The sequence below is a fragment of the Shewanella sp. ANA-3 genome (assembly GCF_000203935.1).
GTDB lineage: Bacteria > Pseudomonadota > Gammaproteobacteria > Enterobacterales > Shewanellaceae > Shewanella.
Genome location: NC_008577.1, coordinates 2,121,309 through 2,144,273 on the forward strand (window position 1 = coordinate 2,121,309; position 22,965 = coordinate 2,144,273).

Annotated in this window: 28 protein-coding genes and 1 pseudogene; 19 read left to right on the top strand and 10 right to left on the bottom strand. The window is 41.9% G+C overall.

The features are described 5' to 3' along the window. Window positions 1-93: 93 nt before the first annotated feature. From SHEWANA3_RS09455 to SHEWANA3_RS09470, 4 genes are all read left to right on the top strand, one after another. The gene (locus SHEWANA3_RS09455; protein ID WP_166485347.1) at window positions 94-999 is read left to right on the top strand and encodes a cytoplasmic protein; all 906 of its coding nucleotides are present in this window, start codon (window positions 94-96) and stop codon (window positions 997-999) included. Window positions 1,000-1,287: 288 nt separating this feature from the next. Beyond that, the gene (locus tag SHEWANA3_RS09460) at window positions 1,288-1,506 is read left to right on the top strand and encodes an AlpA family phage regulatory protein (RefSeq protein WP_041412607.1); all 219 of its coding nucleotides are present in this window, start codon (window positions 1,288-1,290) and stop codon (window positions 1,504-1,506) included. 31 nt (window positions 1,507-1,537) lie between these two features. Continuing rightward, a complete protein-coding gene (locus tag SHEWANA3_RS09465; protein ID WP_011716804.1) occupies window positions 1,538-3,007 on the top strand; it encodes a YfjI family protein in 1,470 nt (489 codons plus the stop codon). Between the two features lie 314 nt (window positions 3,008-3,321). Continuing rightward, window positions 3,322-3,999: an inovirus Gp2 family protein gene (locus SHEWANA3_RS09470; protein WP_011716805.1), complete on the top strand. Its 678-nt coding sequence runs from the start codon at window positions 3,322-3,324 to the stop codon at window positions 3,997-3,999. A gap of 145 nt (window positions 4,000-4,144) precedes the next feature. Here SHEWANA3_RS09470 and SHEWANA3_RS09475 read toward each other — a convergent pair whose 3' ends face one another. The 9 genes from SHEWANA3_RS09475 to radC form a co-directional block, all read right to left on the bottom strand. Beyond that, entirely contained in the window at window positions 4,145-4,438 is a 294-nt protein-coding gene (locus SHEWANA3_RS09475) for a type II toxin-antitoxin system RelE/ParE family toxin (RefSeq protein ID WP_011716806.1), read from the bottom strand. Then, entirely contained in the window at window positions 4,426-4,710 is a 285-nt protein-coding gene (locus SHEWANA3_RS09480; protein ID WP_011716807.1) for a CopG family ribbon-helix-helix protein, read from the bottom strand. Before SHEWANA3_RS09480 ends, SHEWANA3_RS09475 begins: the two co-directional genes overlap by 13 nt. A 286-nt stretch (window positions 4,711-4,996) precedes the next feature. Continuing rightward, window positions 4,997-5,719, bottom strand: coding sequence for a lecithin retinol acyltransferase family protein (locus SHEWANA3_RS09485; RefSeq protein ID WP_011716808.1), 723 nt, complete (start codon window positions 5,717-5,719; stop codon window positions 4,997-4,999). Window positions 5,720-5,806: 87 nt separating this feature from the next. Then, window positions 5,807-6,373 carry a site-specific integrase gene (locus SHEWANA3_RS09490; RefSeq protein WP_041412608.1) on the bottom strand — a complete coding sequence of 189 codons (567 nt, stop codon included), beginning with the start codon at window positions 6,371-6,373 and terminating at the stop codon, window positions 5,807-5,809. A 108-nt stretch (window positions 6,374-6,481) separates the two neighbouring features. Continuing rightward, complete coding sequence (locus tag SHEWANA3_RS09495) at window positions 6,482-6,889, bottom strand: DUF2787 domain-containing protein (RefSeq protein ID WP_011716810.1); 408 nt, start codon at window positions 6,887-6,889, stop codon at window positions 6,482-6,484. Window positions 6,890-7,078: 189 nt separating this feature from the next. Next, window positions 7,079-7,492 carry a DUF2787 domain-containing protein gene (locus SHEWANA3_RS09500; protein ID WP_011716811.1) on the bottom strand — a complete coding sequence of 138 codons (414 nt, stop codon included), beginning with the start codon at window positions 7,490-7,492 and terminating at the stop codon, window positions 7,079-7,081. A gap of 244 nt (window positions 7,493-7,736) precedes the next feature. Then, window positions 7,737-8,093, bottom strand: a complete 357-nt coding sequence (locus SHEWANA3_RS09505; RefSeq protein WP_011716812.1) for a type IV toxin-antitoxin system YeeU family antitoxin — start codon at window positions 8,091-8,093, stop codon at window positions 7,737-7,739. Between the two features lie 113 nt (window positions 8,094-8,206). Next, on the bottom strand, window positions 8,207-8,569 hold the full coding sequence (locus SHEWANA3_RS09510; protein WP_011716813.1) for a hypothetical protein: 363 nt from the start codon (window positions 8,567-8,569) through the stop codon (window positions 8,207-8,209). A 40-nt stretch (window positions 8,570-8,609) separates the two neighbouring features. Further along, window positions 8,610-9,116, bottom strand: coding sequence for a DNA repair protein RadC (radC, locus tag SHEWANA3_RS09515; RefSeq protein WP_011716814.1), 507 nt, complete (start codon window positions 9,114-9,116; stop codon window positions 8,610-8,612). Window positions 9,117-9,451: 335 nt separating this feature from the next. Here radC and SHEWANA3_RS09520 point away from each other — a divergent pair, with 335 nt between their 5' ends. From SHEWANA3_RS09520 to SHEWANA3_RS09540, 6 genes and pseudogenes are all read left to right on the top strand, one after another. Continuing rightward, window positions 9,452-9,904, top strand: a complete 453-nt coding sequence (locus SHEWANA3_RS09520; protein WP_011716815.1) for a MerR family transcriptional regulator — start codon at window positions 9,452-9,454, stop codon at window positions 9,902-9,904. Next, window positions 9,882-10,274: pseudogene (locus SHEWANA3_RS23750) on the top strand (VIT domain-containing protein); the annotation flags it as partial. The gene SHEWANA3_RS09520 and the pseudogene SHEWANA3_RS23750, both read left to right, overlap by 23 nt. Window positions 10,275-10,717: 443 nt before the next feature. Beyond that, complete coding sequence (locus tag SHEWANA3_RS09530) at window positions 10,718-12,055, top strand: VWA domain-containing protein (RefSeq protein WP_084796716.1); 1,338 nt, start codon at window positions 10,718-10,720, stop codon at window positions 12,053-12,055. 74 nt (window positions 12,056-12,129) lie between these two features. Next, entirely contained in the window at window positions 12,130-12,297 is a 168-nt protein-coding gene (locus SHEWANA3_RS23585; RefSeq protein WP_166485348.1) for a hypothetical protein, read from the top strand. 375 nt (window positions 12,298-12,672) lie between these two features. Further along, on the top strand, window positions 12,673-13,380 hold the full coding sequence (locus tag SHEWANA3_RS23005) for a DUF3944 domain-containing protein (protein ID WP_011716818.1): 708 nt from the start codon (window positions 12,673-12,675) through the stop codon (window positions 13,378-13,380). Window positions 13,381-13,403: 23 nt separating this feature from the next. After that, window positions 13,404-14,369 carry a hypothetical protein gene (locus SHEWANA3_RS09540; RefSeq protein WP_011716819.1) on the top strand — a complete coding sequence of 322 codons (966 nt, stop codon included), beginning with the start codon at window positions 13,404-13,406 and terminating at the stop codon, window positions 14,367-14,369. Window positions 14,370-14,488: 119 nt separating this feature from the next. Here SHEWANA3_RS09540 and SHEWANA3_RS23755 read toward each other — a convergent pair whose 3' ends face one another. Continuing rightward, a complete protein-coding gene (locus SHEWANA3_RS23755) occupies window positions 14,489-14,668 on the bottom strand; it encodes a hypothetical protein (protein ID WP_244096615.1) in 180 nt (59 codons plus the stop codon). On the opposite strand from SHEWANA3_RS23755, the gene SHEWANA3_RS23760 reads away from it, so the two are divergent. The 9 genes from SHEWANA3_RS23760 to SHEWANA3_RS09585 all read left to right on the top strand — a co-directional run bounded on the left by SHEWANA3_RS23760 (window position 14,636) and on the right by SHEWANA3_RS09585 (window position 22,953). Beyond that, a complete protein-coding gene (locus SHEWANA3_RS23760; protein WP_173944682.1) occupies window positions 14,636-14,782 on the top strand; it encodes a hypothetical protein in 147 nt (48 codons plus the stop codon). The genes SHEWANA3_RS23755 and SHEWANA3_RS23760 overlap by 33 nt on opposite strands. 177 nt (window positions 14,783-14,959) lie before the next feature. After that, complete coding sequence (locus tag SHEWANA3_RS09550; protein ID WP_049796052.1) at window positions 14,960-15,115, top strand: AlpA family transcriptional regulator; 156 nt, start codon at window positions 14,960-14,962, stop codon at window positions 15,113-15,115. Window positions 15,116-15,331: 216 nt separating this feature from the next. Beyond that, complete coding sequence (locus tag SHEWANA3_RS09555) at window positions 15,332-16,828, top strand: sigma 54-interacting transcriptional regulator (protein ID WP_041412610.1); 1,497 nt, start codon at window positions 15,332-15,334, stop codon at window positions 16,826-16,828. Window positions 16,829-16,904: 76 nt separating this feature from the next. Beyond that, window positions 16,905-18,434 carry an AAA family ATPase gene (locus tag SHEWANA3_RS09560; protein ID WP_011716822.1) on the top strand — a complete coding sequence of 510 codons (1,530 nt, stop codon included), beginning with the start codon at window positions 16,905-16,907 and terminating at the stop codon, window positions 18,432-18,434. Then, window positions 18,427-20,010 (top strand): VWA domain-containing protein, encoded by a 1,584-nt coding sequence (locus SHEWANA3_RS09565; RefSeq protein ID WP_011716823.1) that lies wholly within the window; start codon window positions 18,427-18,429, stop codon window positions 20,008-20,010. The genes SHEWANA3_RS09560 and SHEWANA3_RS09565 overlap by 8 nt, the downstream gene beginning before the upstream one ends. A 13-nt stretch (window positions 20,011-20,023) precedes the next feature. Then, window positions 20,024-20,557, top strand: coding sequence for a HEPN domain-containing protein (locus tag SHEWANA3_RS09570; protein ID WP_011716824.1), 534 nt, complete (start codon window positions 20,024-20,026; stop codon window positions 20,555-20,557). A 304-nt stretch (window positions 20,558-20,861) separates the two neighbouring features. Then, on the top strand, window positions 20,862-21,542 hold the full coding sequence (locus SHEWANA3_RS09575; protein ID WP_011716825.1) for a hypothetical protein: 681 nt from the start codon (window positions 20,862-20,864) through the stop codon (window positions 21,540-21,542). A gap of 114 nt (window positions 21,543-21,656) precedes the next feature. After that, on the top strand, window positions 21,657-22,406 hold the full coding sequence (locus tag SHEWANA3_RS09580; RefSeq protein WP_244096603.1) for a hypothetical protein: 750 nt from the start codon (window positions 21,657-21,659) through the stop codon (window positions 22,404-22,406). A 4-nt stretch (window positions 22,407-22,410) separates the two neighbouring features. Beyond that, window positions 22,411-22,953, top strand: a complete 543-nt coding sequence (locus tag SHEWANA3_RS09585) for a BREX protein BrxB domain-containing protein (RefSeq protein ID WP_011716827.1) — start codon at window positions 22,411-22,413, stop codon at window positions 22,951-22,953. The last annotated feature ends 12 nt before the right edge of the window (window positions 22,954-22,965 follow it).

The window sequence follows — 22,965 nt, forward strand, 5'->3', positions numbered from 1 at the left end:
CCATCTAGTGAGGGAAAAGTTTAAAAAACAAATTCATTTTATCTGCTATTTCTGCTACTAATAGCAGAAATAGCAGATAAAATGGATGTGTCAATGCAAAAAATTGTAGAGTTATCGAAGGTGAACTTAAATGCTAGCCGAGAAGAAGTTATACAGTACCTTTTGAAAGAAAATAAACCTGTCTTAATTTTTTCTCCTGCTAATATTAATGTTTGGGCCGTATATGAAAGGAGTTCGTATAAAAATCGTAATGGGCCATATCTAGATAGAGTGGATTCTATGTCTAGAAAGGTTGCACGGGAACGATTGAAACGTAGTGAATCATTCTCAGTGGCATCATTGGTTCCGAAAACAGAATATCTAAGGTTGGGGAGTGATGACTTAACCGTATTAATAAAAAACGGGATTGTTAATTTGAAATTCATCACAGAATTCTACCGGTATGCTGAAAACTTCGAACTTGAATTGATGAGTGGTGAACAGTATATAGAAAAATATGAAACACCAATTAATGCAAAAAATTTGCGGATAAATTCTCAGTCTGATTTCCATGACTATACCTACACTATTAAGTTTTTCTTTACAAGAAAAAGCTTTAAATTTTTATCCAATACACATTTTATTGTAAATCAGCTAGAAGACTTACCAACTAAAATAGATTCAGTTTATGTTTTTGAACGTGATATTCTTTCATTTGTTAATCAAGATTTCGAACGAGAGATAGATACCACTGACATTCCCGAAACAAGTCCTTACTATGTTAAAGATTTCTTACGTAATCAATCTGATCTGGACCAATTATCTCTCTTAGGCTGCCGTTATTACTGGGGTAAAACGGCTAATCCGCCCAAAGTTAAAGGATTGGTAGAGCGGATTATGAATCAACTCGGTTATGCTCAAAAAAAGGCAGAAGCGGCGGCATTTTTCTCAACCCTAATCCCGAAGGCCTATGCGGTAAAGATAAAACCATTGCAGATGGTTGCCAGTTTCCATACTTAACTTACTGCCTTGAACGTTTTTGGCATAATCAGGAAGAATACAATAAAAATATAACATCTAAAATAAAAGATTTTTTAGTTAAAGAAGGTTTTAGCAGTGATAATGCCAAATATGCTGAATTATTTTTGAGACCGAGTAAATTTCTTAGGGGATCAAAAAAACTTATATAATACAATGAATAATGCACTTTAGGTGAGCAAGGGGGACCGTTTTTACCCCGTTTATTCATGCTTGATAACCATCTAATCTCAGGGTTGTAGACGTTTATTCACAACTCTGAGGACGATTATGAACACCACTATCACAAGCAATTCCATTATTAGACTGAAGACCTTGGTTCAGCTTACAGGGCTTTCGCGTTCAACTATCTACGATAAACTCAATCCCAAATCCCCTAGGTTTGATCCACTTTTTCCGCGAAAAGTTTGCCTTGGTGCTCGTGCTGTAGGCTGGTACATGCAAGAAGTCGAACAGTGGCTGCAAGGTAGAAGATTTTGCAGACCTTAAAAGTGATTAACTTATTAAATAAGGGTGGATTATGAATTATTCTCGATATCATTATTATTTTCCTATCTCGGATGGCAATTTTCCAAATTTAAGTGCTGCTCCGTTAATTCGCGATGCTTTTTTTGAAACTTTTGAATCTGTTCAGGCTCCATATAGCATGATCATGCTTGTTCAGCTAAGCACAATATCAACTGCTTTACAGGGAGCATTTAATGTATCGCTCCCAATCAATAAAATATGCCCTGTGTCAATATTGGCAATTACGATTGCCGAGTCTGGTGAGCGAAAATCAACTGTTGAAAGCCAATATATGGAAGGGCTTAAGGCCGCACAAAAAGAATTTCTGATAGAATACAGAAGCATACTTAATAAATATAAAGTAGAAAAGGAAATTCATGATGACGAAACGGTAAGGCTAAGAAGACGCCTTTCAAAAGAAAAAGATAATGAAAGATATGAATTAGCACTTAATGAATTGCAAGCACATCGTGATGCTGAACCGATAAAACCAAGAGCACCCAAATTTCTTTATGAGGATATAACCAAAGAAGCATTGCTTTTGGGATTAAATGAAAACTTACCAAATGCATTTCTAGATTCCGATGAAGGTGGGGTTTTATTTAAAAGTTCTATTATGCGAAATTCCCCGGTTATTAATTCATTATGGAGTGGAGGGGAACTCGATATAGATAGAAAAACATTAGAGTCTTTTGTGGTGTCTGATGCAAGACTGACGATGCATATCATGACTCAATGGAGTGCATTGCAAGATTTTATTGCACGGTCGAAGGATGACATGAGGGGGAATGGTTTTTTTGCTCGAGCAATAGTGGCTAATCCTTTTTCTTTATGTGGCTACAGGCAAGTTACTGGATATGAACATTCTAAGACGGCGATTGAGAAATTTAACGATAGAATAAAGCAGTCACTATTAAATGTCATTGCTATGGAAGATTATAGGAACAGGATCACTGTCACATTCTCAAATGAAGCTAAAAATGTGTGGTTAGATATTGCTAATGACATCGAAATTAAAATGGGCCCTGGTGGCATGTATGAATGTGCAAAAGACCATGCATCCAAGGTGCCAGAGAACATTGCTAGGGTTGCAGCCTTGATCCATTGTTTCGAACATCCGGGTGATTTTGAAATATCTGCAGAATCCTTGTGGTTAGCCGTTGAGTTGTTAAGTTATTTCTCAAATGATTTTATGCGAGTCTTTTGTCCTCCACCTAAATATGTGTTGGATGCATGTGCGCTGAGCGAATGGCTGAAGCCATTTACCGCTTCGGGAATAAGATACATAAGAAAGAATTATATTTTACAATTTGGTCCAAACTGTATTCGTAAAAAAGCCGATTTACAAGCCGCATTAGATTATCTAAAGCAAAGCAACCCAATGGCAGAAATTTTGATAGATAAGACTAGGGTAATAGATTTATTTTTCGTTCTAAAGCCTGACAATGCTCAACTAGCTGAAAATCTGGCGCGCTACTCATGAGCAGTACTGTTTAAATCATAAGAAATCGCTTTAATTTTTATTATACTATGCATATTAATTCAGAGTGGCGATAACTGTTAGTTACAATTATTTTCCTTACATAATTTAAAAATATTGTTTTAATCAGGTTGGTTTCAGATGATTTTTATTTAGGGTGTTAATAGTATTATATCTGTGTTTTATATGTTGTTTTCTTAATTTTTAATTTAGTTGTCTGATGTACTGTATGGGTGTTTTTATTCATCGGAATTAGTGTATTAATTTCGAGTGGTTAACTACACCCTTAAATAGTGATTGGGACAGGAGAGTTAGATATGGGTTCTGATTTTAATAGAAATTTAACGGTGCTAACAACGCCTCAATATGATGGATTGCAAACACTTTCACTTAAGAATGGTACAATTGAAGAGTATCTATATAAAATCCGGTCAGTTATGGATTACGTTGTGCTGAATTATTCAAAGGTGTTTGCGATAAGAGTTGATCTACGATTTCCTGATACTTTTGAATCGAGTGACACAGCAGTGATCACCCGTTTCTTCGAATCGTTGAAGGCCCAGTTAAAAGCAGATTATCTGGCAAAATTACGAGATACTTCCTTAGGCCAGGTCCACGAAAGTGAACTATTTTACCTCTGGGTTAAAGAGATCAGCGGAAGGGATAAGTGTCATTACCATGTCTGTTTGTTCTTCAATGGCCATGCGTATAAAAGTTTAGGAAAGTTTGAATTGGGTCGGGCTAATATGTATAACAGAATACACAAAGCTTGGGCGAGTGCACTAAGGTTAGATATTTTCAATGCTCAAGGGTTGATTCATTTCCCAGAAAATGCTCAATATTTACTGTGTCGTAACCAAGCTGATTTCACTTACATTTACCAAGACTTGTTTAAAAGATTAAGTTATTTTGCTAAAACTGACACGAAAATTTATGGGAATGGCAATCACAACTTTGGTTGTAGTCGTATCTCGGGTCGGTTACAAAGTTGGTGATTAACTTACTTAGCACGATTGCTGCTAGTACAAATAGGGAAGTAAAGGGCAAGGGCTTAAATCCCTTGCTTTTGTGTTTATAGAGAGCAGCTGTATATTCATAATCACTGAGTCATGAGAAGACATCTTTGCTGATGCATCTCTATCAATAACCAGCTTCTTTTTGGTGGCGTATACACAATACGGTCAATCGTTCGCCGCCATCATACTGGTACATTGCCAAATAACCTGTGTCACCAAAGTCAATGAGCAGTTCCCTAAAGCTAAAGTCATTGTCATCGATAGGCCGGCCTATGTCTGGATAGCTTTCCAGTTTTCTAATGGTATTGATTATGGCGCTGGCAGCGCGTTGTGTGGCGGGGGGATTTTTACTGCGAAGAAACTCACGTAAGCGCTCTAAATCACGTAATGCAGTGGCGGTGAAGATTATTTGTGGCATGTAGGGGCAGCCTGTTCATTTTCACTTCCCCAGGACTCCAGCCAACTCACCACTTCGTCACCAGTCACATGCAAGCCTGATGTCTGGTGTTCTTCCCATGCACGTAACGCTTCTTGCTGCAACGCCTCGCGTTTCTCTTCTCTCTCAACGTACTCACGGATCGCTTCACGCATCATCCAGTGTGATGAACGTTTACGAGTTTCGGCTAAATGCTCGACTCTGGCTTTAATATCGGCATCTAATTTAACCGACACGGGTTTGATTGTGCTCATCTGTAACTCCATAGGTAATGCTTAGTACTACTAGGTAATACCTTAGCATAACGTGGTACAAAAAAATAATGATTACACGTTTACTTGCCTGCATGAGCAACGCCATAAGCTCAAGGATGATAGAAGATAGGTTGTATCACTTAACTGGGCAAACCTGTTACGCCTTTATCACGCTAATCTTCAACGTAATCGCATGAGGGATAAAAACGATAGCGGCGGCATGCCGCTTCGTTTATAGGGTTTGGGTAATGGGTGACTGAGTGCTCTCAATATTGCAGTTGAAGCATCATGACCTTAACCAATGCCATGCATCGACTATTAGCTCTGCACCGGCTTTTACGCCATTGATGCCCACTTCTGCTGTCGTCAACATGGTGTTTAAGCCAGTTTCTACACTGCCGGTGACGAGTTTGATCCCCGCATCGGTAATCTCTCCTTGGCTTAAGCAAGTATAAGTTTCACCTAGAGTTTGCGTGGTGCCTTTTAGTAGGCATTCGGCAGGTTTAGCCACAAGATCTCCAGGTGTCCCTAGTAGCGTGTTGACGTTATCGGGTAGCCCTAGGTATTCACCGGTCATTTTGATGGCGGTAGAGGCTAACACGACGTTTGCGACAGTTCCCGTGGCCAGCTTTGAAGCAGCATTCCCCAGTAAGCCTGCTCTGGCAGAGCCTTGCAGCGCAATGTGGCTAAGATTACTCACTTGATTGGAGGTGCTGCTCCCCGCTAAGCATTCGTTGACGAAGTGCTCGCAATTGTTGGTGGCAACGTCGTATGGACTGTGACCCAGCTGACTGCGTGCAAGCTCAATAGCTTGATGGGGAAACAGGCTGGACTTTTTCACTCTGATCTTATGGCCACCAGCAAATTGCTGCAGATCGATTTCTTCGATGATGCCCTGTTTAGATAAGTGAATCACATTGCCATGGCCAACATACAGGCCATGGTGTTCGGTTAAGCCAAGCGGATCGATATTGGTGACCAGGTGATCACCGGGATGAAATCTATACATGGTATGTACTCCAAGAAAGCAACGCAGATACTCCTAGGTTGCATCTGCTAATGGGTTGAATAGGATGAAATGGGCGTGCTGATTGATTCAGATTTCCAGCTCGACAAAGTCCTTATCGATTTGCTGCTGAGTAATGCCGATATAACGCAGGGTGACCGCTTCTGACTGATGCCGCAGCATACGCATCACCCGGCCAATGTCTTTGCAGGCTTGGTACAGGTGATAGCCGCGGGTTTTACGCATCGAGTGGGTGCCCAGGGCTAACTTGATATCGTCACCGACAAAGGCAAACGCTTTGGCGACGGCGCGCCGTGTCAGTGGTTTCGCGGGGGCCTGTCGGTCTTTGGCTTGGCTCGAGCGGTGGGATTGGAACAGGTAGATATGCTCGGGGTGACGCTGGTGGATCGCCTCAATCAACGCCAGTGTCTTAGGATTGAGCTTGATGCTGGCCCGTTTACCGGTCTTCTGCTCAATGATATTTAAGCGATCGCCGTCGATATCGCTGAACTTGATCGCCAGTAAGTCCGAGATCCTAAGGGCCAGGTTAAGACCGATATTCCAGACATTGGCCATCTGCTGACCAAAGTGACGTTCGAGCAGGTAACTGATAAGCTTGATGGTGTCGCGGTTCTTGACCGCCTCGACTTCGTTCATGCTTGGTTCCCTCAATTGGCTATGTGATGAATGTGGGCACCAGCCCATCGCCAACCCGCATGGGGCCTGCGTTGCTTGGTGCCCAAAATACCTTTGTGGGCACCAAGTTCAGTCGGCGCTGATCTGAACCTGGTACACCTCCATCTCGACGGAGTTGCAGAAGTTCTCCAGTAACAGTCGTACCAGGCTGTCGGCATGCTCGAGGTAGCAACGGCCAAAGAAGCTGTTGTAGACCTGCTTCTCCTGAAACAGCACTTCCATTTCTTTCTCAAGCTCAGGGAAAGGCCCGCCGCAGTAGGCAAAGTCAGTGAAGTAATTGAGATACCAAAACTCACCCTGGCGGTAGAGGTTGATTTCGACGGGGTGATAACCGCCGTTCTCATAGCTGTACTCGGGATCGCGGTAGTTAAAGGTGATGATGTTGAGGTCGGGGTTATTGAGTGCGGCCAGTTGTCGTTCTAATAATTTATAAAAGCGCTCTGGTAGTAGCAGGATGGTTTCGCGATGTATTTTCATGGTGGACTCCAAAACAAAAAGCCCGCGAACGACAGGCGTTGCGGGCAGGGTAGGTTGTTATCGATATGGGCTTGACGCAATGAATTAGACTGATTAGCGCGAGTGTGATGCGCTTGGCCTGTTGCTGGCGATAGTACTGAAACCGGTAGATAGGATGAGGATGTTCGCGTAAAATGACGGTGAGTCGGGTTAATCCAAGCTTACCTGCACTTGATAGACTTCCATCTGGTGGTAACTGACAAAGTTATCGCTGAACAACTTAATCAGCCCCTGTGATTCCCGCTCAGTAATCCAGCCACTAAACAGGCTATAGACCTGGTTGCTGTTAAAGCAGATATCGATATCTTTAACCAGTTCAGGGAAGGGATGACCGCGAAAAGCAAAGTCGGTGACGTAGACTAAACGCCAGTGATCTTGTTGTTTCTCAAGCCTGACTTCGACGGGATGAAAGCCACCCGCTTCGGCGCTGTAATCTGGGTCTCGAAAATTAAGGGTGATGGCGTTGGCGTCTTTTGGTGTGACTTCAGCCAGTTCCTTTTCAATCACTTGGTAAAAACGATCAGGCATCGCTGGCAGTTGATTACGCTTGATAGTTAATGTCATGGAATATTCCTTATTTAAAAACGGGCATAAGCAAGAGCTAAGGCGTAACTGCGCCTTAACTCTTGCTGTCTATGCGGGTGGGTTAATAAAACGGGTGTTGGCTAAGCGGTTTAATGTGAGTCGCTAAGGGCTACTTGCTAAGGCTTTTAAGCTGGGAGATTAAAGTTTGGTGGTTATGTTTAACGGATGAGTACTGGCTTACGATAATGAATGGGTTATTGAGTCAGGGCGAAGTTGCTGGTGGTCAGTGACTTAGTTTTGGTTTAGCTTCGGTTTGATAAATCGCAAGATACAAATAACCGTGACTGCCAAGTGTGTCGGCTTCACAGGTAAAGCCAGCGTGTTCAATGCTTACGCAGTGCTGCTCAGTAGCATCAATCTCGCCGGTGGCTACCAGCCGCTCAAGCTGTTTAACCATAGCTGGAAAGGCCTCGACAAATTGTTGTTTAATTGCTGGTGGAAATTCACCGACAAAGCTTGCGCGGTCATGGAGATAATCCAAGTGCAGACCGCGTAAAATTAGCCTTGCACCAAAGCGGGGAGACACTTTACGGGGCAACCCCCAAGCGTGCTCAATATTGAAAAGTTTTAGGGTTGTCATAGTGACCTCAATGGTTGAAGGATAAAACTCAGGTAGTGGCTTGCTGGTTAGCGGACTAGTAAGAGCGGTTAATACTGCCGACTAGTGGAGTGGGTGATGATAGATAGCGGTCTTTAGGTATGTACACTCCAATTAGGCTGTTCATTGCTGCCATGGTTAAAGTACACCCCGTTGATCACCCGCTGCCATTCACCTGTTGGCACACCATAACTGTCACAGGGGCAAACATAGCGGCAAAAGGCAATTTCCTTGGGTAAGTGTTCAACTACATCACGGTGAAATACACTCAATACGGTTTTATGTAGCTTTGGATTCGGTGCCACAATCGGCTTGCCAATCACTTGGCCCATGGCATTGAGCGGCCGCACAAACATCGGCAAAATCAGCTCAACTGTTAAGCGGTTACGCAGTTCAGGAAAAGCTGCGCAGGCTTCAGCGACACACGCCTGTGAAAAGCTGTCGGTAAATTCAATCATGATGGACTCCTTAAAAAGGTGTGGCAGGTTTAAACGCTGGCTAGAGTAAGCCGCGCTCAGCAAAGGACACTGGCGTGCGGCCAACAACGATATGGTCAAGCACGCGCACATCGATAAGCGCTAATGCATCGGTTAACCGTTGAGTGATGTGCTTATCTGCTACCGAAGGTTCAGACTCACCGGAGGGATGGTTATGGGCAAAAATCACCGCTGCCGCATTGACGGCTAACACCACCTTAACCACTTCCCGTGGATAAACACTGGCGGCATCTAAGGTGCCAAAGAACAACTCTTTAAACTCGAGTAATTGATGCTGATTATCGAGCAGCATTACCGCAAACACCTCCCGCTCATAACCGCCCAGTTTGTAAGTTAAAAAATCCTTAGTGGCTTGAGGGTTGGTATAGGCGTCCTTCTTTACATAGCGTTCGGCAATGATATTGGCGGCAGAGGCTAGGACTTCTTCGGCGGTTTGCGGCCACTGGTTAATCGGCTGGTCTATCAAGTTGTCTGGTTTAGTTTTGGCGTGCGTCGCTTTTGTTGACATATTAGGCTCCTTTAAAGCGTTAATGGGCTTATGCACAGGAGTGATATATATCTGAAAATATTTGGAAAAAGTGTAATAGATAAGCATTAATGAAGTGGTCAATGTCATGATGCTATATCAAAAAAGCTTTAAATAAGGTGGGTTTAGATATTACATAGAAAAATTTTAATACCAGCAAGAACATGAGTCACCGATAGAGTTTGAAGTTAATCAACCTATCCTTATTGTTAATTTTTTCTCTATTGATTCAAACGACATAAAAAATATTATTCATTACATTTGATCTGTACATTTCTAGTGTATACATTTGGGTGAAGTTTAAATGGAGGTACAGGATGCAAGAAAAATATGGCATCAGCGATCTGGCAAGATTGCTCGACTTTCCAGTTAGAACGATCAGGTTTTATCTGCAAAAGGGGCTGATTAAAGGGCCTCATGGCGCTGGTCGTGGAGCCTGGCACGACACAGAACATGTTGAGCAATTGCTAAAAATTAAACGTTGGCAAAGTGCGGGGCTGTCTTTAGAGCGAATTCAAGAATTACTGAATTATGCAAATGAACCTGAGTTGCCTGATATGCAACCAAAAGCAGGGGACATGCGTGTAATTAGTCATTTGTATCTGGGCCAAGGGCTGACACTAATGATTGACCCAGTTGCGGCAGGTGTGAGTAGTGAGCAGTTAAGGATGTTAGTTCCTGCAATGGTAAGTAGCTATCAGCAGGTTATGCAGTGCTCTTTGCCTAAAAATAATGGTGGGGTGGAAAATGAACAACAATGTGATAAATAACATAGCGCTAGGTAATTCTGAAGGATTTGGGTTTAATCATGACATTGTTTTAAAGCACAGTTTAGTTAATGCGCAACTGAATGGAGCTATCAGTGAAGTCGAATTGGTTCACGAATTTGTAAATCGTGAAACTTGCCCTATTGAAGCCATATTCTCATTTACGTTACCACTAGATGCGGTCATTTTAGGGTTATCTATGGCGATTGGTGAGCGTCAGTTCACAGGTGAAGTGACGCCAAAAGCTATCGGAACTGATAAATACGAAGGTGCCATAGCAGAAGGTGACAGTGCAGTATTACTGGAGCGGTTGAATGATGGGCTATATTGTCTCAATGTTGGTAATTTGCTACCTAATGATGACGTTACCATTTCTATTCAATATGCCCAAGTCCTGAACTGGCAAGACCGTAAACTGCGGTTTTATTTTCCGTGTACAATTGGTGACCGCTACGGACATCAGCGATCAGCAAATTTACATGATTATCAACAGATTGAGCATACACTAGATAATGGCGCACGCTTAACATTTAATCTGGCGATTAACGGTGAATTATCTTCCTCATTAGTTACCAGTCCAAGTCATTCATTAACGGTAAAACGAGAAGAGAGTTCTTTAATCTTATCAGGGGATAGGGTTATTCCTGATAGGGACATCATAATTACACTAGAAGCATTACCTTCATTTACTGGCGAAATTCTAGTTGAAAAGAGTGCTTTTGGGTTGCAGTACTGCGCCAACCTGTTATTACCATCCTCAGATAGCCACAATGAGTCAGCTCAGTGCTTCCAGTTTATTGTTGACCGTTCAGGTTCATGTGCGGAGATGCCATTGAGCAGGTGCGTAAGGCCTTCGTCGCAATTAAAACACTTCTCAAGCCATCAGACTGGTTCAACATCATCTCCTTTGGGTCTCAAGCACAAAGTTTGTTTCCATCTCCTGTTCCTGCCGATAGTGAGCATCTTGCAAAACTTCATGCATACATCAACCAGCTAGATGCCAACATGGGGGGAACTGAAATTTCAGCAGCATTAAACTTGGCTCGCAAAACTGGACGGCATGCAGAATTTGCGACGCAAATGTTGCTGATCACTGATGGTGAAGTGTGGGGTACCGCGGCAATAATCGCGGATGCAACAAAAGCAAATATACGATTATTCAGTGTGGGCGTGGGTTCTGCAGTAAACGAAGCTTTTCTGAATAAATTGTCACGCAGTACTGGCGCTTCAGCCATCTATGTATCGCCAAACGAGTCGATGGCAGATGCGATTGTGGGACAATTTAAACGATGCCGTCAGCCAGAGATAACAGATCTTAAAATACATTGGCCGATACCAATTAATGAGCAAGTTGATAAACAGTTACTGTTTACGGGTGATGGATATCAATGCTATGCCACATCTGAGACTGAAATATCATCAAAAAACTACGTGAATATTGAAATTATGCAGCAAAATCAGTCAATCCCGGTAAGGCTGTTTCGAGGGATTGGTACTGGAACTCTGTCACGTCTGGCTGCTTACCAAAAATTGTCGAGCAGCAAGGATTCTGAGGAAATTGCCGTTAAGTATAGTTTACTTTGTGAGCAAACCTGCTGTGTGTTGGTCGCCGTACGTGACCAAAAAGCTGACTGTTTACCAGAGTTGCGAACTATAAGGCACACTCGTGCAGCCGGTGAAGCAGGGTTTGGCTCAGTGGCAGGGGTTGTATCTCTTTGTTCTGCCGCACCAGTGTATAGCAACTCAGTGCTTGATTGCCTTGATATCCCAGCATTTTTACACAAACAGAACGTAACATTTGTAGATGATCTTGCTGAACCAGTTGATAGAGATACGACTGCAATCGCCAGCTGGCTAAGAATTTTCAACAAAGCGGCGTCCAATGGTTCGTTGGAATTGAGTTTTGCTTGTATTAAATCATTAGGCATTGATTTGCAGAAAATCTTGATGATTGATATGAATTTTTATCCTGACATACCGGAAAAACTTCTAGTGTTTGAAATCCTACTAGCATTTCTTGAAGTATCTAATGCTGGAAGAACTGGTCGAAAGTTAAGGCATTGGTTACAGCAACAACATGTTATTGATCAAGTCGATCCCGATATTGCGATAGATCTTCGTGCTAATCTAGCCTTGCATCTCACTGGTAGTTGAACGGTAAAAAGCCTTTTCGCCCGGCATATACTAAATAGTCATTATAATCATTCTCTTACGAAGGATTCTTTTCTATGGACTTGCTTGTGGGAATGCTTGTTCGATTCATGCCTTTGATTCTCATCATTGCTGTGTTGCTTGTAATTAGGTTCGTTATTCTTAAGCCTGATTATGATGCTTTTAAGGCATATAAGGAGAAGAGGAAAAATGAAAAACCTTGGTGGGATTTTACTGATGAATAAAACAGGTATTAAATTGATTTACCTCTCGTTTTTTGGCTGTAAAAACCTGTATTTTGGTTGGAAATACCCATCTCAAACATTCACGTTATGAAGTCAAAGAGACACCATGCCACCCAATGGTTTTTAAGCTTAATTTAGTATTTCGTGTCAACACCAGCCTGCCGCGCTGGCTAGTGTGAATAACCTTAATCGATTTCAGTTGAGAAGTTTCATCGCGAACTGACCGCCGATTAGAGTGCAACCCACTTTTAGCTTAACCGCGCCGAGGTGTTGCTTGCGAAAATTAAAGTTGAGCGTTTAGCGATTTGCCCTCTGAAAAAATTAGGTAGTGAAGAAGACGTCAGTATGCAAGCTGTTTTATAAAAGGGAACTAATATGGATTTTGTGAAGCGGAACTACATGTACCGGGAAGATGATGATTTACAGTTTCTTTCTCTTTGCACTCATAAGCAACTGACACCACTTGTTAAATATTTGACTAAAGACAAAATTGGTAAACTTAGAACCACTGAGACACTAACGACTAACCCAAGGTTTAAAAAGAATAAGCATGACTTGGCGCTAGTATGGCAAGAGATCTGCGCTGAATTGCAAACTTTTGGTAATTCAACAGTGATGAATCTTATTACCGGAAAGGGGGGAACCTATCTCAATTTACTGCAATATACTGCCCGTTCAATTGGCTGCTCGGTCAGTGCTAAAGATAAAGATAGTGCTCTTGCAATTGAAAAAGCTATTGTCGCTAAGGTCATGAAATTGCAATTGGACAAGATGACGCAAGCTGATCGTTCGGCATTTGTCGAGAGAATGAGTAAAGATTATCAATGCAAGATTGATAATGCGCTTGACTGGAGCAGCAAAGATTTCGCTATTGTATCTAGAGTCCTTGCTTCGGCATTTGGTGGTGCAGCGGTTGGTGCAGCACTTTTGCCAAGAGTGCTGATGACATACAGTCCAATGGGTGTATTGGGTGGGATTTTTGGTGTATTTGCCGATGCCCCAAATGTTAACGTTACTTTACCCTGTGTTATTCATATTGCAATGCTCCGAGAACTGCGACGTAACGATAATCCATTCAAATAAGATCTGCTAAACAAGGAGTTGTAATGATAAGTAATACAATTAGAACAATAATGGTACCAGATTGGGACAAGGTTGATCCGGAAATCATTGAGCTAATTAAGTCAGGTCACATGCGGTTGCGCGAGGGTATTGTTTACTGGTCAAAAGGCAAGAAATTAATTGATGGTGCAGGGAGTATTGTTAAACATTTACCATTCAAGGAGATGACCGTAGATCTTAGTGAGGGAGTTAACGTAGTAGAGCTCGCAAAAGCAAGCGCTGCAGTTAAGCAAAGTATCTTTTTTGCCGCTGGCTTATCGACAGGAATCATTCTTGGTGCGATTGTTATCCAAACAGTATATTTATCGAAGAAACTGGAAAAAATCCAAGCATCCATCGACAAGATAGCCATCGAAATTCAAACACAAAATCAATTGTTTTATCTTGAAAAACTTTCGTCTTATATTGGTAGTGTAATGGCTGCACATGAGTTGCTAGGTATTTATCAAGAACATGATCCTATACCTGAGATTGTTGGTCCTTTGTTGGTTACTTTGGCTCAACAACGTAATGAGCTTTGTACCTTTTTGATGAAATTGATCGGGTGGATCGAGCAGCGGAATAATCGAGATGGTAAAAATACTATTACCCAAGAACACGCAGCTTTAATAATTGATTTTATCACTCATGTTTTAGATATGATGCCCAAAGCTATTTATATTGAGTCAACTCTTTACACTAGATTAGGTCATTACCATCATGCGGATACCTTAGTAGAAACTGCTGGAGCTAAATATACCATGGTGCTCCAAGCTTATCGTGGTTGGGCTAGAGATTCTTACGACAATTTATTGACTGGTTCATCATCTAGCCACAATAATCGATTATTAACTAATAAGTTTAATGACATAAAAAGCTTACTTAACTCATTGGAAAACAAGATTTTGCTTGGTAAAAATGAGCAATTGAATCAGCAAGATGAGAAGCTGGTTATTGCTTTACCAGTGTAAGTCAATCGTAAAGTGGCATAATTATGAAGATATAGTACAAGTCATTTCTATTGTTCTTACTGAGTTTAAGATGTTATTCCAAGTACCATATTCACTTAATTCAATGAGGGAAAAAATAGCTATAACCCAGTAATAAAACGAACCTTACTTAGTATAGCTATGGCATACGCGAAAGGCACAATCGTGTACAAGCATTCTAGATAATTGTTGAAAGTGGCTTTAGTTATTATTGTACCAAAGAACATCTCCTTGAACTCGAACAGTCGATGCTGACTGTCGAGCATCATCACCGCAAACACTTCACGTTGATGCTGGTGGAGCTTAAAGCGCAGAAAATCCATAGTTGCATGCTTGTTACAAAAGGCATCGCCGCGCACAAAGCGTTCGGCGACGATACCTGCTGCGGTTTCTAAGATTTGCTATGAGGTTTGTGACCTGCTATCGCAGGGGAGGGTGATCTCTTTGTGTATAGCGCCTCCAAATGTTGCTAAGTCGGTATATGCACAGGATTGATATATATCTGAAAAAATGGGAAAAATTAAAAATTACTGGCATAGGTAATGGGAAGAAACCATTACCAAGAGTTCAGCATGACACCAAACATAATGCTAATTCGAATGAAAGACGTAATTGACACTACAGGCTTAGCCCGTTCAACCATTTACAAATATGTCGATAAAGGTATTTTCCCCAAAGCAGTGAAACTGGGCAGTAGGTCTGTTGCATGGGTTGAAAGTGAAATATAAGGGGGGATTTTGGCAAGCTTTAGGGTAATTAATTGTTAGGTAGTAATCGACATCAACCAAAATGAAAAACAAAGAGCTACAATAGGCAATATTGATTCAAATGCATTGAAAAATGGTTGTTTTTCTGTAAATAATCAAACGCTACAAGTCTGACGAACAACAGCCAGCATGGCATGTTTGCTTTTACTATTGATAAATTTAAATGTTGGTTTAGGGATGAACATAATTAACGAAAAAGTGTTGGTTAGTTGGATTGGTGGCAACGATTTAGAATCAAAGGGGAGTAAAATGACTGGCCCTATATGGGCGACAGTATCTGATGTGACCTTTGATCGGCTTGAGCTTATTTACAATTATCCGTCGGACCTAGTTACTCCGTACCTTGAGCTACTCACTGGCAATCTGAGTTGTCCTGTCAATGCTCGTAAGGCCGATTTATCCTCGCCAGTTGATTTCGGAGAAATTTACCTCGCTGCAGAACGGTTACTAGACGGTATTAATCGTGAAGCCATTCAACTGTCTGTTTTATTGAGTCCGGGTACACCTGCTATGCAGGCTGTGTGGATATTACTCGGTAAAACTCGATTCGCCTGCAACTTTTATCAAGCATCAAAAGAACAAGGCGTTAATATTGTAGAAATTCCTTTTAAGCTGACAGCTGAATATTTTCCTTCGATGACTAATCTAGCCCCTATTGAACTTGGGCAACTTGGTCTATTGGGCTTTGATGCTGATCCCGCTTTTGATGACATTATTACCCTTGATCCTGAAATGTTACTACTTAAAGCCAAGGCTCAAGTTTTAGCATCGCATGAAGTATCTGTGCTGATTTGTGGTGAGAGTGGTACCGGCAAAGAGATGTTTGCTCGGGCAATTCATAATGCAAGTGCGAGAAGGGACAAACCATTTGTTGCGATCAATTGTGGCGCATTTCCCTCAGAACTTATCGATTCAATACTTTTTGGCCATAAAAAGGGGGCTTTTACTGGTGCGGTTTCAGATAAGGTAGGAGTTTTTGAATTGGCGCATTCAGGTACTCTTTTTTTGGATGAGTTTGGCGAGCTTGATAGTTCAGCCCAAGTCAGGCTCCTTAGAGTATTGCAAGATGGTAAATTCACTCGCTTGGGAGATAGTAAAGAACGTAGCAGCAATTTCCATTTAATCACAGCAACTAATCGAGACTTGATGGCTGACGTTTCCAAGGGTAGGTTCAGAGAGGATTTATTCTATAGGGTTGCCATTGGTGTGTTGTCCTTACCACCTCTAAGGTCTCGACAAAGCGATTTAGACCATCTAGCAGATCAGTTTACCGCCATGCTCACACAAGAATACCCTTCTCTAGGTGGTAAAAAAATTTCCACTGCTGCAAAAAAAATTATCAGTAATCATCGTTGGCCTGGAAATATCAGAGAGCTGAAAGCAACGATTCTTAGGGCAGCCTTATGGTCTGAAACTGCCGTATTGGAAGAAGTTGATATACGCAGGGCGATACTTTCGACGTTCCAAAATAGTGAGAGCATTCTCGAAAGAGATATATCAAAAGGTGTTGATATAAATAGTATTATTGATCTAGTAGAACGGCACTATTTAGAACGAGGATTGGCATTTACGTCGGGGAATAAACGTAAAGCGGCGTTGTTACTCGGCTACAACAATCACCAAACTTTAAATAATCGCCTTAAAAAACTCGGTCTAGAAAACGACAATGACTAAATTGGCATAAAAGTCGCTATATGAGTTTGACCCTGAATTAAGCCAGGGAATGCAATTCAACATAAGGAGATCCACTGTGACACAATTAACGGCAATACAACCACTCTCACGTAAAGATAAAATCTCACAGCTTATGGCTGCGATGAATGTTGGTCTGTTAGAGCGAAAGGAACAAATTAAGCTGATTTTACTTGCCGCACTTGCGGGTGAGCATGTTTTGCTTGTAGGTCCTCCGGGCACCGCAAAGAGTGAACTTGCCAAACGGCTAAAAAATATCTTTGTTGAAGCGAGTTATTTTGAGCGTTTGTTGACACGTTTTTCTGTCCCAGAAGAAGTCTTTGGGCCTCTTTCTATTCGTGCATTAGAGGATGATAGGTATGCTCGTTTAACTAGTGGTTATCTACCTGATGCATCAGTAGCTTTTATTGATGAAATCTTTAAAGCAAACAGTGCCATTTTGAATAGTCTTTTAACCATATTAAACGAGCGAGAATTTGATAATGGTAATCGTCGATACAAAGTGCCCTTAATTTCGGTTATTGCTGCGAGTAACGAGTTACCGGAAGGTGAGGAGCTTTCTGCTTTGTATGATCGCTTTATGTTACGTAGTTTTGTCGGTCCAGTGTCCGATAGTTCATTTAGTGAATTATTGCAGCTTTCAGCTGAAAAATTTGAGCCTGAGCTGAATATCCGACTCAAGCTAGAAGATCTTGCAGATGTACAGCAGTTAGCTGACAAGGTTACCCTGAGTTCTTCTGTGCTGGCATTGTGTAAAGAGTTTCGGGCCTATTTAAACCGAGAGAATATTTACGTTTCTGACAGGCGTTGGCTCAAGTTGATAAAACTGATGAAGGTATCAGCATTCACCTCTGGCTTGACGCAAGTGAGTAACTATGATGCATGGGTTTTACCTCATTGTCTGTGGAATAAGCCGGAGGAGTTTTCTGGGCTGCAAGAGCTCTATAATCAAGCTGTAGCCATCAATGGTGATTTTACCGATGAACGTGCATCAAGTTTAGTGGCAACTTGGGAAGGACGATTAAAGGCTGATAAGTCACAACAAAAGCAGAAAGTAGACAACAAAAGTCGGCCACTGTTTATTAATGATAAAGGTAAACAGACATTACAATCCTCTGGAGAAGTCCAAAAAACAAATGCTAAAGGTGAAGTTCTCTATTGGGATGACTATGACAATAAAGAGACAACTTCAAGTCGCGGGCGTTATAGCTCTTCATTAAATGCCATTATGATTAATCAAGCATTTAAACCCGTTATGGAATCAATTAGTTATTCTGAAGACCATATTAAGGGGCGTGTTGCAGGCGTAGAAGAAATTCTGGCGAAGATAAAAAACCACATTAACGCTTTAAGCAAACAGCGAGAAGATGCTAAGACAGTATTTGAAAGCCATCTTTGGTTAAATCCTGAACTGCTTTCTAAAGTGATTGCGAGTTTAGATAACGCCCTTGAATACAGCCATAAATTATCCAATCGTCTGGTAAAAGTGAAACAAGGTTTTGAAGCCTTGCCACGGGAACAAGAAGTTGATTTGTCGGACACTAGCATTCCAGTTGATGCAGTGTTAGAGGGTGAACTCTGTGAATGAACAAAAACCAACACAGCTGGCTCCAGCACTTAATATTTTAGCTGGTTTGGAGCGGCAGTTAGTTGATATTGATTTATTACCTGATTCGTTGGTGCCAGCTGTAGCTACCCTACCAGGAGGCGATTTATCTACTCGCTGTATGACTATCGCATTATTGCGAAATCAGTTGTTGGCGGGAGAGTCATTGTCACAACCTTGTCCTTGGTTACCTGAGGCTGTTCAGCAAAACATTGTTAATGTAATTAGCCGTTCAGGTATTGCAACTTATTGTCAAAATAATCCGCAAGTCACCGATGCCTTGATATTGGATTTACTATCTGCTCTTGAAGGTGCTCAGACAAGAGCATTAATCCTTGCTAGGCAATTAGCTCAAATCAAATATAAGCAGGCGTTAGAAGTGCTGAAAGAGGAATTCGCCGTTGCCCATATCAAACGCAATTCAGCCAAACTTAAAAATTTACTTGTTCTTTCAGATGCAAAAAAACTTGAATGTCAGCTCCAGGCTGAATTAGAGGCCTGGTTGCAGTTAATTAATGCTAATGGACAACATCCATTTGCATTGCCATCAGTTTGGGCCGAAAGGTTGGAAGTCTGGCAAATACTTTCAGAGATTTTTGATGATTTAGGTATGGTCACTGGTCTTGGTTGGGACCTATTGAAAGGAATGCTGCAAAGCCATGGTTGGATGAACATGGTGCGATTACAGAAGCTGGTCGAGCAAATCCCACAATTGCGTGAAGTGATTGAAACCCTGGGGCGCATGAAAGATTGCGACGGTGAGCCCGTGATTGAAGAAATTATCTCTAAGATGAGCGTAACGAAAAGGCGCGATAAAGAGATTTCTATGCCGCTTGTGCCAATGGAAACCAAAGGGATTACTCGTTCTGACTCAATCAGTCGAATGTTGCCTCAAGAAGCGGCTTTTTTGGGGCATCCAGTCCTTAAAAAACTTTGGCATGCCCGGCGAGCTGAGCATGCATTGCTCAGTTATGCTGTTGAAGGCACGGACGTCATCACTGAAGAGGTTACATTTGAGCAAGAGGTTAAGGAAGAAAAATCCGGCTTCAAAATAAATCGTAACCGTGGTCCCATGATTGTTTGTCTAGATACTTCCGGTTCCATGCAAGGAACACCAGAGAATGTTGCCAAGGCGCTGGTGTTGCAATGTATCAGTGTGGCTAAAACCGAAAAACGTGCTTGTTATGTTTACCTATTTGGTAGCTGGGGAGAAGTGACAGAAATGGAGCTGACACCCGATGCTGAGGGCTTAGAGCGGATGATACTTTTTCTGTCCATGTCATTCGGCGGTGGTACAGATGCAGAGGGGCCACTTAATTTGGCTCTTGAGCAAAGTGATAAGAATAAATGGCATCAAGCAGATATATTGCTCGTTAGCGATGGTAAGTTTGCGGTGTCTTCAGGACTAACCCGTAAAATTAGTCATCGTAAGGATAATAGCGGATTGAGTATTCATGGGATTGTTATTGGGTCGAGTTTGTCGCCGATGGACAAGATCTGTGACCCGTTGCATCAGTTTTCAAGTTGGTTAGACCTGCAAAATAACGTATATCAGTGATAAGGGAGCACGTGTGACAAAAGCTAAAGATAATTTTGAAAAGGCAATTCAAGATGCTGAATGGATTTTAGAAGCCTATGACCATTTAAACAAAATTGAAGGTAGGGAAAGAGAACCTGAGGAGTTTAAGCGGGCTGCATTGATCATGACCTTAACTGCTTGGGAAACCTATGTCGAAGATGTCATTGAGGAAAAGTTGACAGCAGATTTGAGAACCCTGGCTGGCTCGAATGTTGGAAAATTTATTACATCGACACTTAAAACTGAGCTTAAGTATTTTCATACCCCAAATTCTCAGAAAACCAAGGGAATGTTTGAGCGGTTTTTATACGTAGATGTGACCGAGAAATGGACCTGGATTGATGGTGATATTGAGCAAGTTCAATCCAAACTAAACCAATGGATAAGAAAACGAGGTGAAGCAGTTCATCGGTCTATTAATGACAAACAAGCCACTCATTTAGTAAGCCGGCCAGATATGAAAAAATGCCTGACGTTTTTTAAAAAGCTCGTAGAAACAACAGATTTAGCTATTGAGTCAGTGTAAAATGAATAACTGTAATCGAGCATGAAAAGGTAAAACCGTAATGAATCTAATTGCCAATTAATCAGTGAGAAACTAGTTACATTATTGGTTGTAGAAGCCTTGTATTGTCATGCAACCTTAGCTCGGAAAAAACTGCTAAAGCTCCTTTGATTGTGATTAAACTCAAAGTACTTAAAGCTTTCGCTAAAAAATACGAATTGAAAGTATTCAATACACTGATTTTATTGTTAAATGTTTTTATAGTCAGCCATACAGTGAATTGTGGTCTATTTAGGGCCAATAGAAGTTAGGATATCAAAGGGAAATGAAAAAAAAGAATGCAATTCTAATTTTGGAAGCTCCATGGGAGTTGTCTGAGTCAGACCAAAATACGGTCAGTGTTTTACCCTTTTTTCAAGGGTTAGAGCGATTGAGAGGGAGTTTTGATCTGTTCCACTCCCACTTCTATGAAGCCAAAAGCTTTAAAATGGCGCTTGATAACCTCACTAGAGTGCAATACGAACGCTGTTATGTGTATATCGCATGTCATGGTGATGGTAAGCGCCTACATCACATCAATTTGGCTAACGCGTTAAAGATTATCCAAACTAAAGCTAAACAAAATAATATCTTAGGTGTGGTCATCGGTTCGTGTTTAGTGGGCAATAACACTGACATCATGGGCGAATCAATGACAAATTCTCCCATTGTTTGGAAGTTTGGTTACCGTTGTGAAGTCAATTGGCTGGACGGCACCCTCATGGATCTTGAGGTCTTTGATGCCTTGTTAAAGGCGCGAGAGCCTGATTTCTCAGATGAAAACGCGCTACTGCGCCGTTTCCAATCCGCATTTAGACACTATGCCCCTCATGCAATTATTGGTAATCACCCTAATGGTGAAGGTTGCTCAATTGCTGACGGCATTTCTTTGGTGATCCAAGCCAGAGGGCAAGGTCATGTACCAATGGATTACAGCGAATGCCTATTTAATGATGATTGCGAGTAATTTGTGCGAATATTTGTGAATAAGAGCAACCTGTTACAACGAACTACGATACCATATGTCATCGTTTCTGTGTTCGCTGAAAAAGAGTAGTAATTAATGGAGCAACTACCGCATTTGACTCAAATTGGCTTCAAGTTTGGTAAAAATGGGGCGCATGCCGCCCGAAGCATGATGATCCAAGAGCTGACACAACTGTTGATGTCACTGCCAGAGCAGGCATCGTTGGATGAATACCGCGCTAATATTATCGATGCCAATCTTCTGCATAAATCGAGTGAGAACGCCCGTAAGCTTACTTTTCGACATATGGTCGATCTTTATGGTTTGTCGCCACAAGTTCCGCTTTTTAAAATATTTCGCCAGTTGTGGGATTTATCAGAGGAGTCTCAGCCGCTATTGGCATTGCAGTTAGCCGTTGCCAGAGATCCGCTATTAAGAGGTTCCGCCGAGGTCATTTTATCTCTAGAACCTGGAGAGATGCTCCATAGAGAAACCATGGAATCGCACCTTGCCAAAGATGACCCGGACAGATTTAGTCCCGCTTCGTTAAAGTCCTTCTCGCAAAATTTAAACGGTACCTGGACTCAGGCGGGTTATCTGACTGGCAAGGCTAAAAAATACCGTAGCGAGCCTAAAGTCACCTATGTAAACCTGGTATTTGCCTTGGTTTTGGCCCATTACCACCAGCTTAGTGGTATAAGGCTTTTCAACAGTTTCTGGTGTAAGTTGCTCTTAAAGAGTCACGCAGATTTATACGAATTAGCTCATCGTGCGACGCTTAGAGGCTTGATCCACTTTAAACAGGCAAGCGAAGTGATAGAAGTGTCATTTGCACCATTAAAACTTCCTGAATTCAAGGATTGAATCCATGTCCGACAGACTTACCAAATTACTTAACAGCTTTAGCAACCATATCAGTGTGCCCTGGAGTAACACCATCTCCGCCGAGGAAAAAGCAATTTTCGTGGTGTATGACAAGGCCGATGAACTCAAGCTTAGAGCACGATTGACTGAATTTGAACAGGCCAGTATAGAGGCCCAACATCCATGGTTATTGCTCGATTTAACCAACGCCTTTGCCAACTGGATGGCCGAGCAGGATTACAAAGAAGGCTATTTTGAAGACCCTGAATACCTCGAAGGTAGCTACGACTACTTTGCTGATGAACTAGTGAAATTACTGAGCGCTGAAATTAACAACCAGCAAACGGCCGACACTGTCGTAGCGTTAATGGGATGCGGTGCGCTATTTGGCTTCCTGTCAGTATCTGCACTGGTCAAATCGCTGGCTGCGCAGGTGAATGGCCGCTTGGTGGTGTTTTTCCCCGGAGAATATCACGACAATAACTACAAATTACTTGATGCCAAGGATGGATGGGGCTATCAAGCCACCGCTATCACAGCCGTTTAACGAGGGACCGAA

What these genes read in the sequence shown, in the direction of transcription:
- SHEWANA3_RS09495 (WP_011716810.1), bottom strand. Translation starts at nt 6,889, where the DNA reads ATGAAAATACATCGCGAAACCATCCTGCTACTACCAGAGCGCTTTTAT.
- SHEWANA3_RS09500 (WP_011716811.1), bottom strand. Translation starts at nt 7,492, where the DNA reads ATGACATTAACTATCAAGCGTAATCAACTGCCAGCGATGCCTGATCGT.
- SHEWANA3_RS09510 (WP_011716813.1), bottom strand. Translation starts at nt 8,569, where the DNA reads ATGATTGAATTTACCGACAGCTTTTCACAGGCGTGTGTCGCTGAAGCC.
- SHEWANA3_RS09505 (WP_011716812.1), bottom strand. Translation starts at nt 8,093, where the DNA reads ATGACAACCCTAAAACTTTTCAATATTGAGCACGCTTGGGGGTTGCCC.
- SHEWANA3_RS09530 (WP_084796716.1), top strand. Translation starts at nt 10,718, where the DNA reads ATGTGCGGAGATGCCATTGAGCAGGTGCGTAAGGCCTTCGTCGCAATT.
- SHEWANA3_RS09540 (WP_011716819.1), top strand. Translation starts at nt 13,404, where the DNA reads ATGATAAGTAATACAATTAGAACAATAATGGTACCAGATTGGGACAAG.
- SHEWANA3_RS09490 (WP_041412608.1), bottom strand. Translation starts at nt 6,373, where the DNA reads ATGAACGAAGTCGAGGCGGTCAAGAACCGCGACACCATCAAGCTTATC.
- SHEWANA3_RS23005 (WP_011716818.1), top strand. Translation starts at nt 12,673, where the DNA reads ATGGATTTTGTGAAGCGGAACTACATGTACCGGGAAGATGATGATTTA.
- SHEWANA3_RS09555 (WP_041412610.1), top strand. Translation starts at nt 15,332, where the DNA reads ATGAACATAATTAACGAAAAAGTGTTGGTTAGTTGGATTGGTGGCAAC.
- SHEWANA3_RS09575 (WP_011716825.1), top strand. Translation starts at nt 20,862, where the DNA reads ATGAAAAAAAAGAATGCAATTCTAATTTTGGAAGCTCCATGGGAGTTG.
- SHEWANA3_RS09485 (WP_011716808.1), bottom strand. Translation starts at nt 5,719, where the DNA reads ATGTATAGATTTCATCCCGGTGATCACCTGGTCACCAATATCGATCCG.
- SHEWANA3_RS23760 (WP_173944682.1), top strand. Translation starts at nt 14,636, where the DNA reads ATGCTGACTGTCGAGCATCATCACCGCAAACACTTCACGTTGATGCTG.
- SHEWANA3_RS09460 (WP_041412607.1), top strand. Translation starts at nt 1,288, where the DNA reads ATGAACACCACTATCACAAGCAATTCCATTATTAGACTGAAGACCTTG.
- SHEWANA3_RS09480 (WP_011716807.1), bottom strand. Translation starts at nt 4,710, where the DNA reads ATGAGCACAATCAAACCCGTGTCGGTTAAATTAGATGCCGATATTAAA.
- SHEWANA3_RS09585 (WP_011716827.1), top strand. Translation starts at nt 22,411, where the DNA reads ATGTCCGACAGACTTACCAAATTACTTAACAGCTTTAGCAACCATATC.
- SHEWANA3_RS09475 (WP_011716806.1), bottom strand. Translation starts at nt 4,438, where the DNA reads ATGCCACAAATAATCTTCACCGCCACTGCATTACGTGATTTAGAGCGC.
- radC (WP_011716814.1), bottom strand. Translation starts at nt 9,116, where the DNA reads ATGTCAACAAAAGCGACGCACGCCAAAACTAAACCAGACAACTTGATA.
- SHEWANA3_RS09520 (WP_011716815.1), top strand. Translation starts at nt 9,452, where the DNA reads ATGCAAGAAAAATATGGCATCAGCGATCTGGCAAGATTGCTCGACTTT.
- SHEWANA3_RS09470 (WP_011716805.1), top strand. Translation starts at nt 3,322, where the DNA reads ATGGGTTCTGATTTTAATAGAAATTTAACGGTGCTAACAACGCCTCAA.
- SHEWANA3_RS23585 (WP_166485348.1), top strand. Translation starts at nt 12,130, where the DNA reads ATGGACTTGCTTGTGGGAATGCTTGTTCGATTCATGCCTTTGATTCTC.
- SHEWANA3_RS09465 (WP_011716804.1), top strand. Translation starts at nt 1,538, where the DNA reads ATGAATTATTCTCGATATCATTATTATTTTCCTATCTCGGATGGCAAT.
- SHEWANA3_RS09550 (WP_049796052.1), top strand. Translation starts at nt 14,960, where the DNA reads ATGACACCAAACATAATGCTAATTCGAATGAAAGACGTAATTGACACT.
- SHEWANA3_RS09455 (WP_166485347.1), top strand. Translation starts at nt 94, where the DNA reads ATGCAAAAAATTGTAGAGTTATCGAAGGTGAACTTAAATGCTAGCCGA.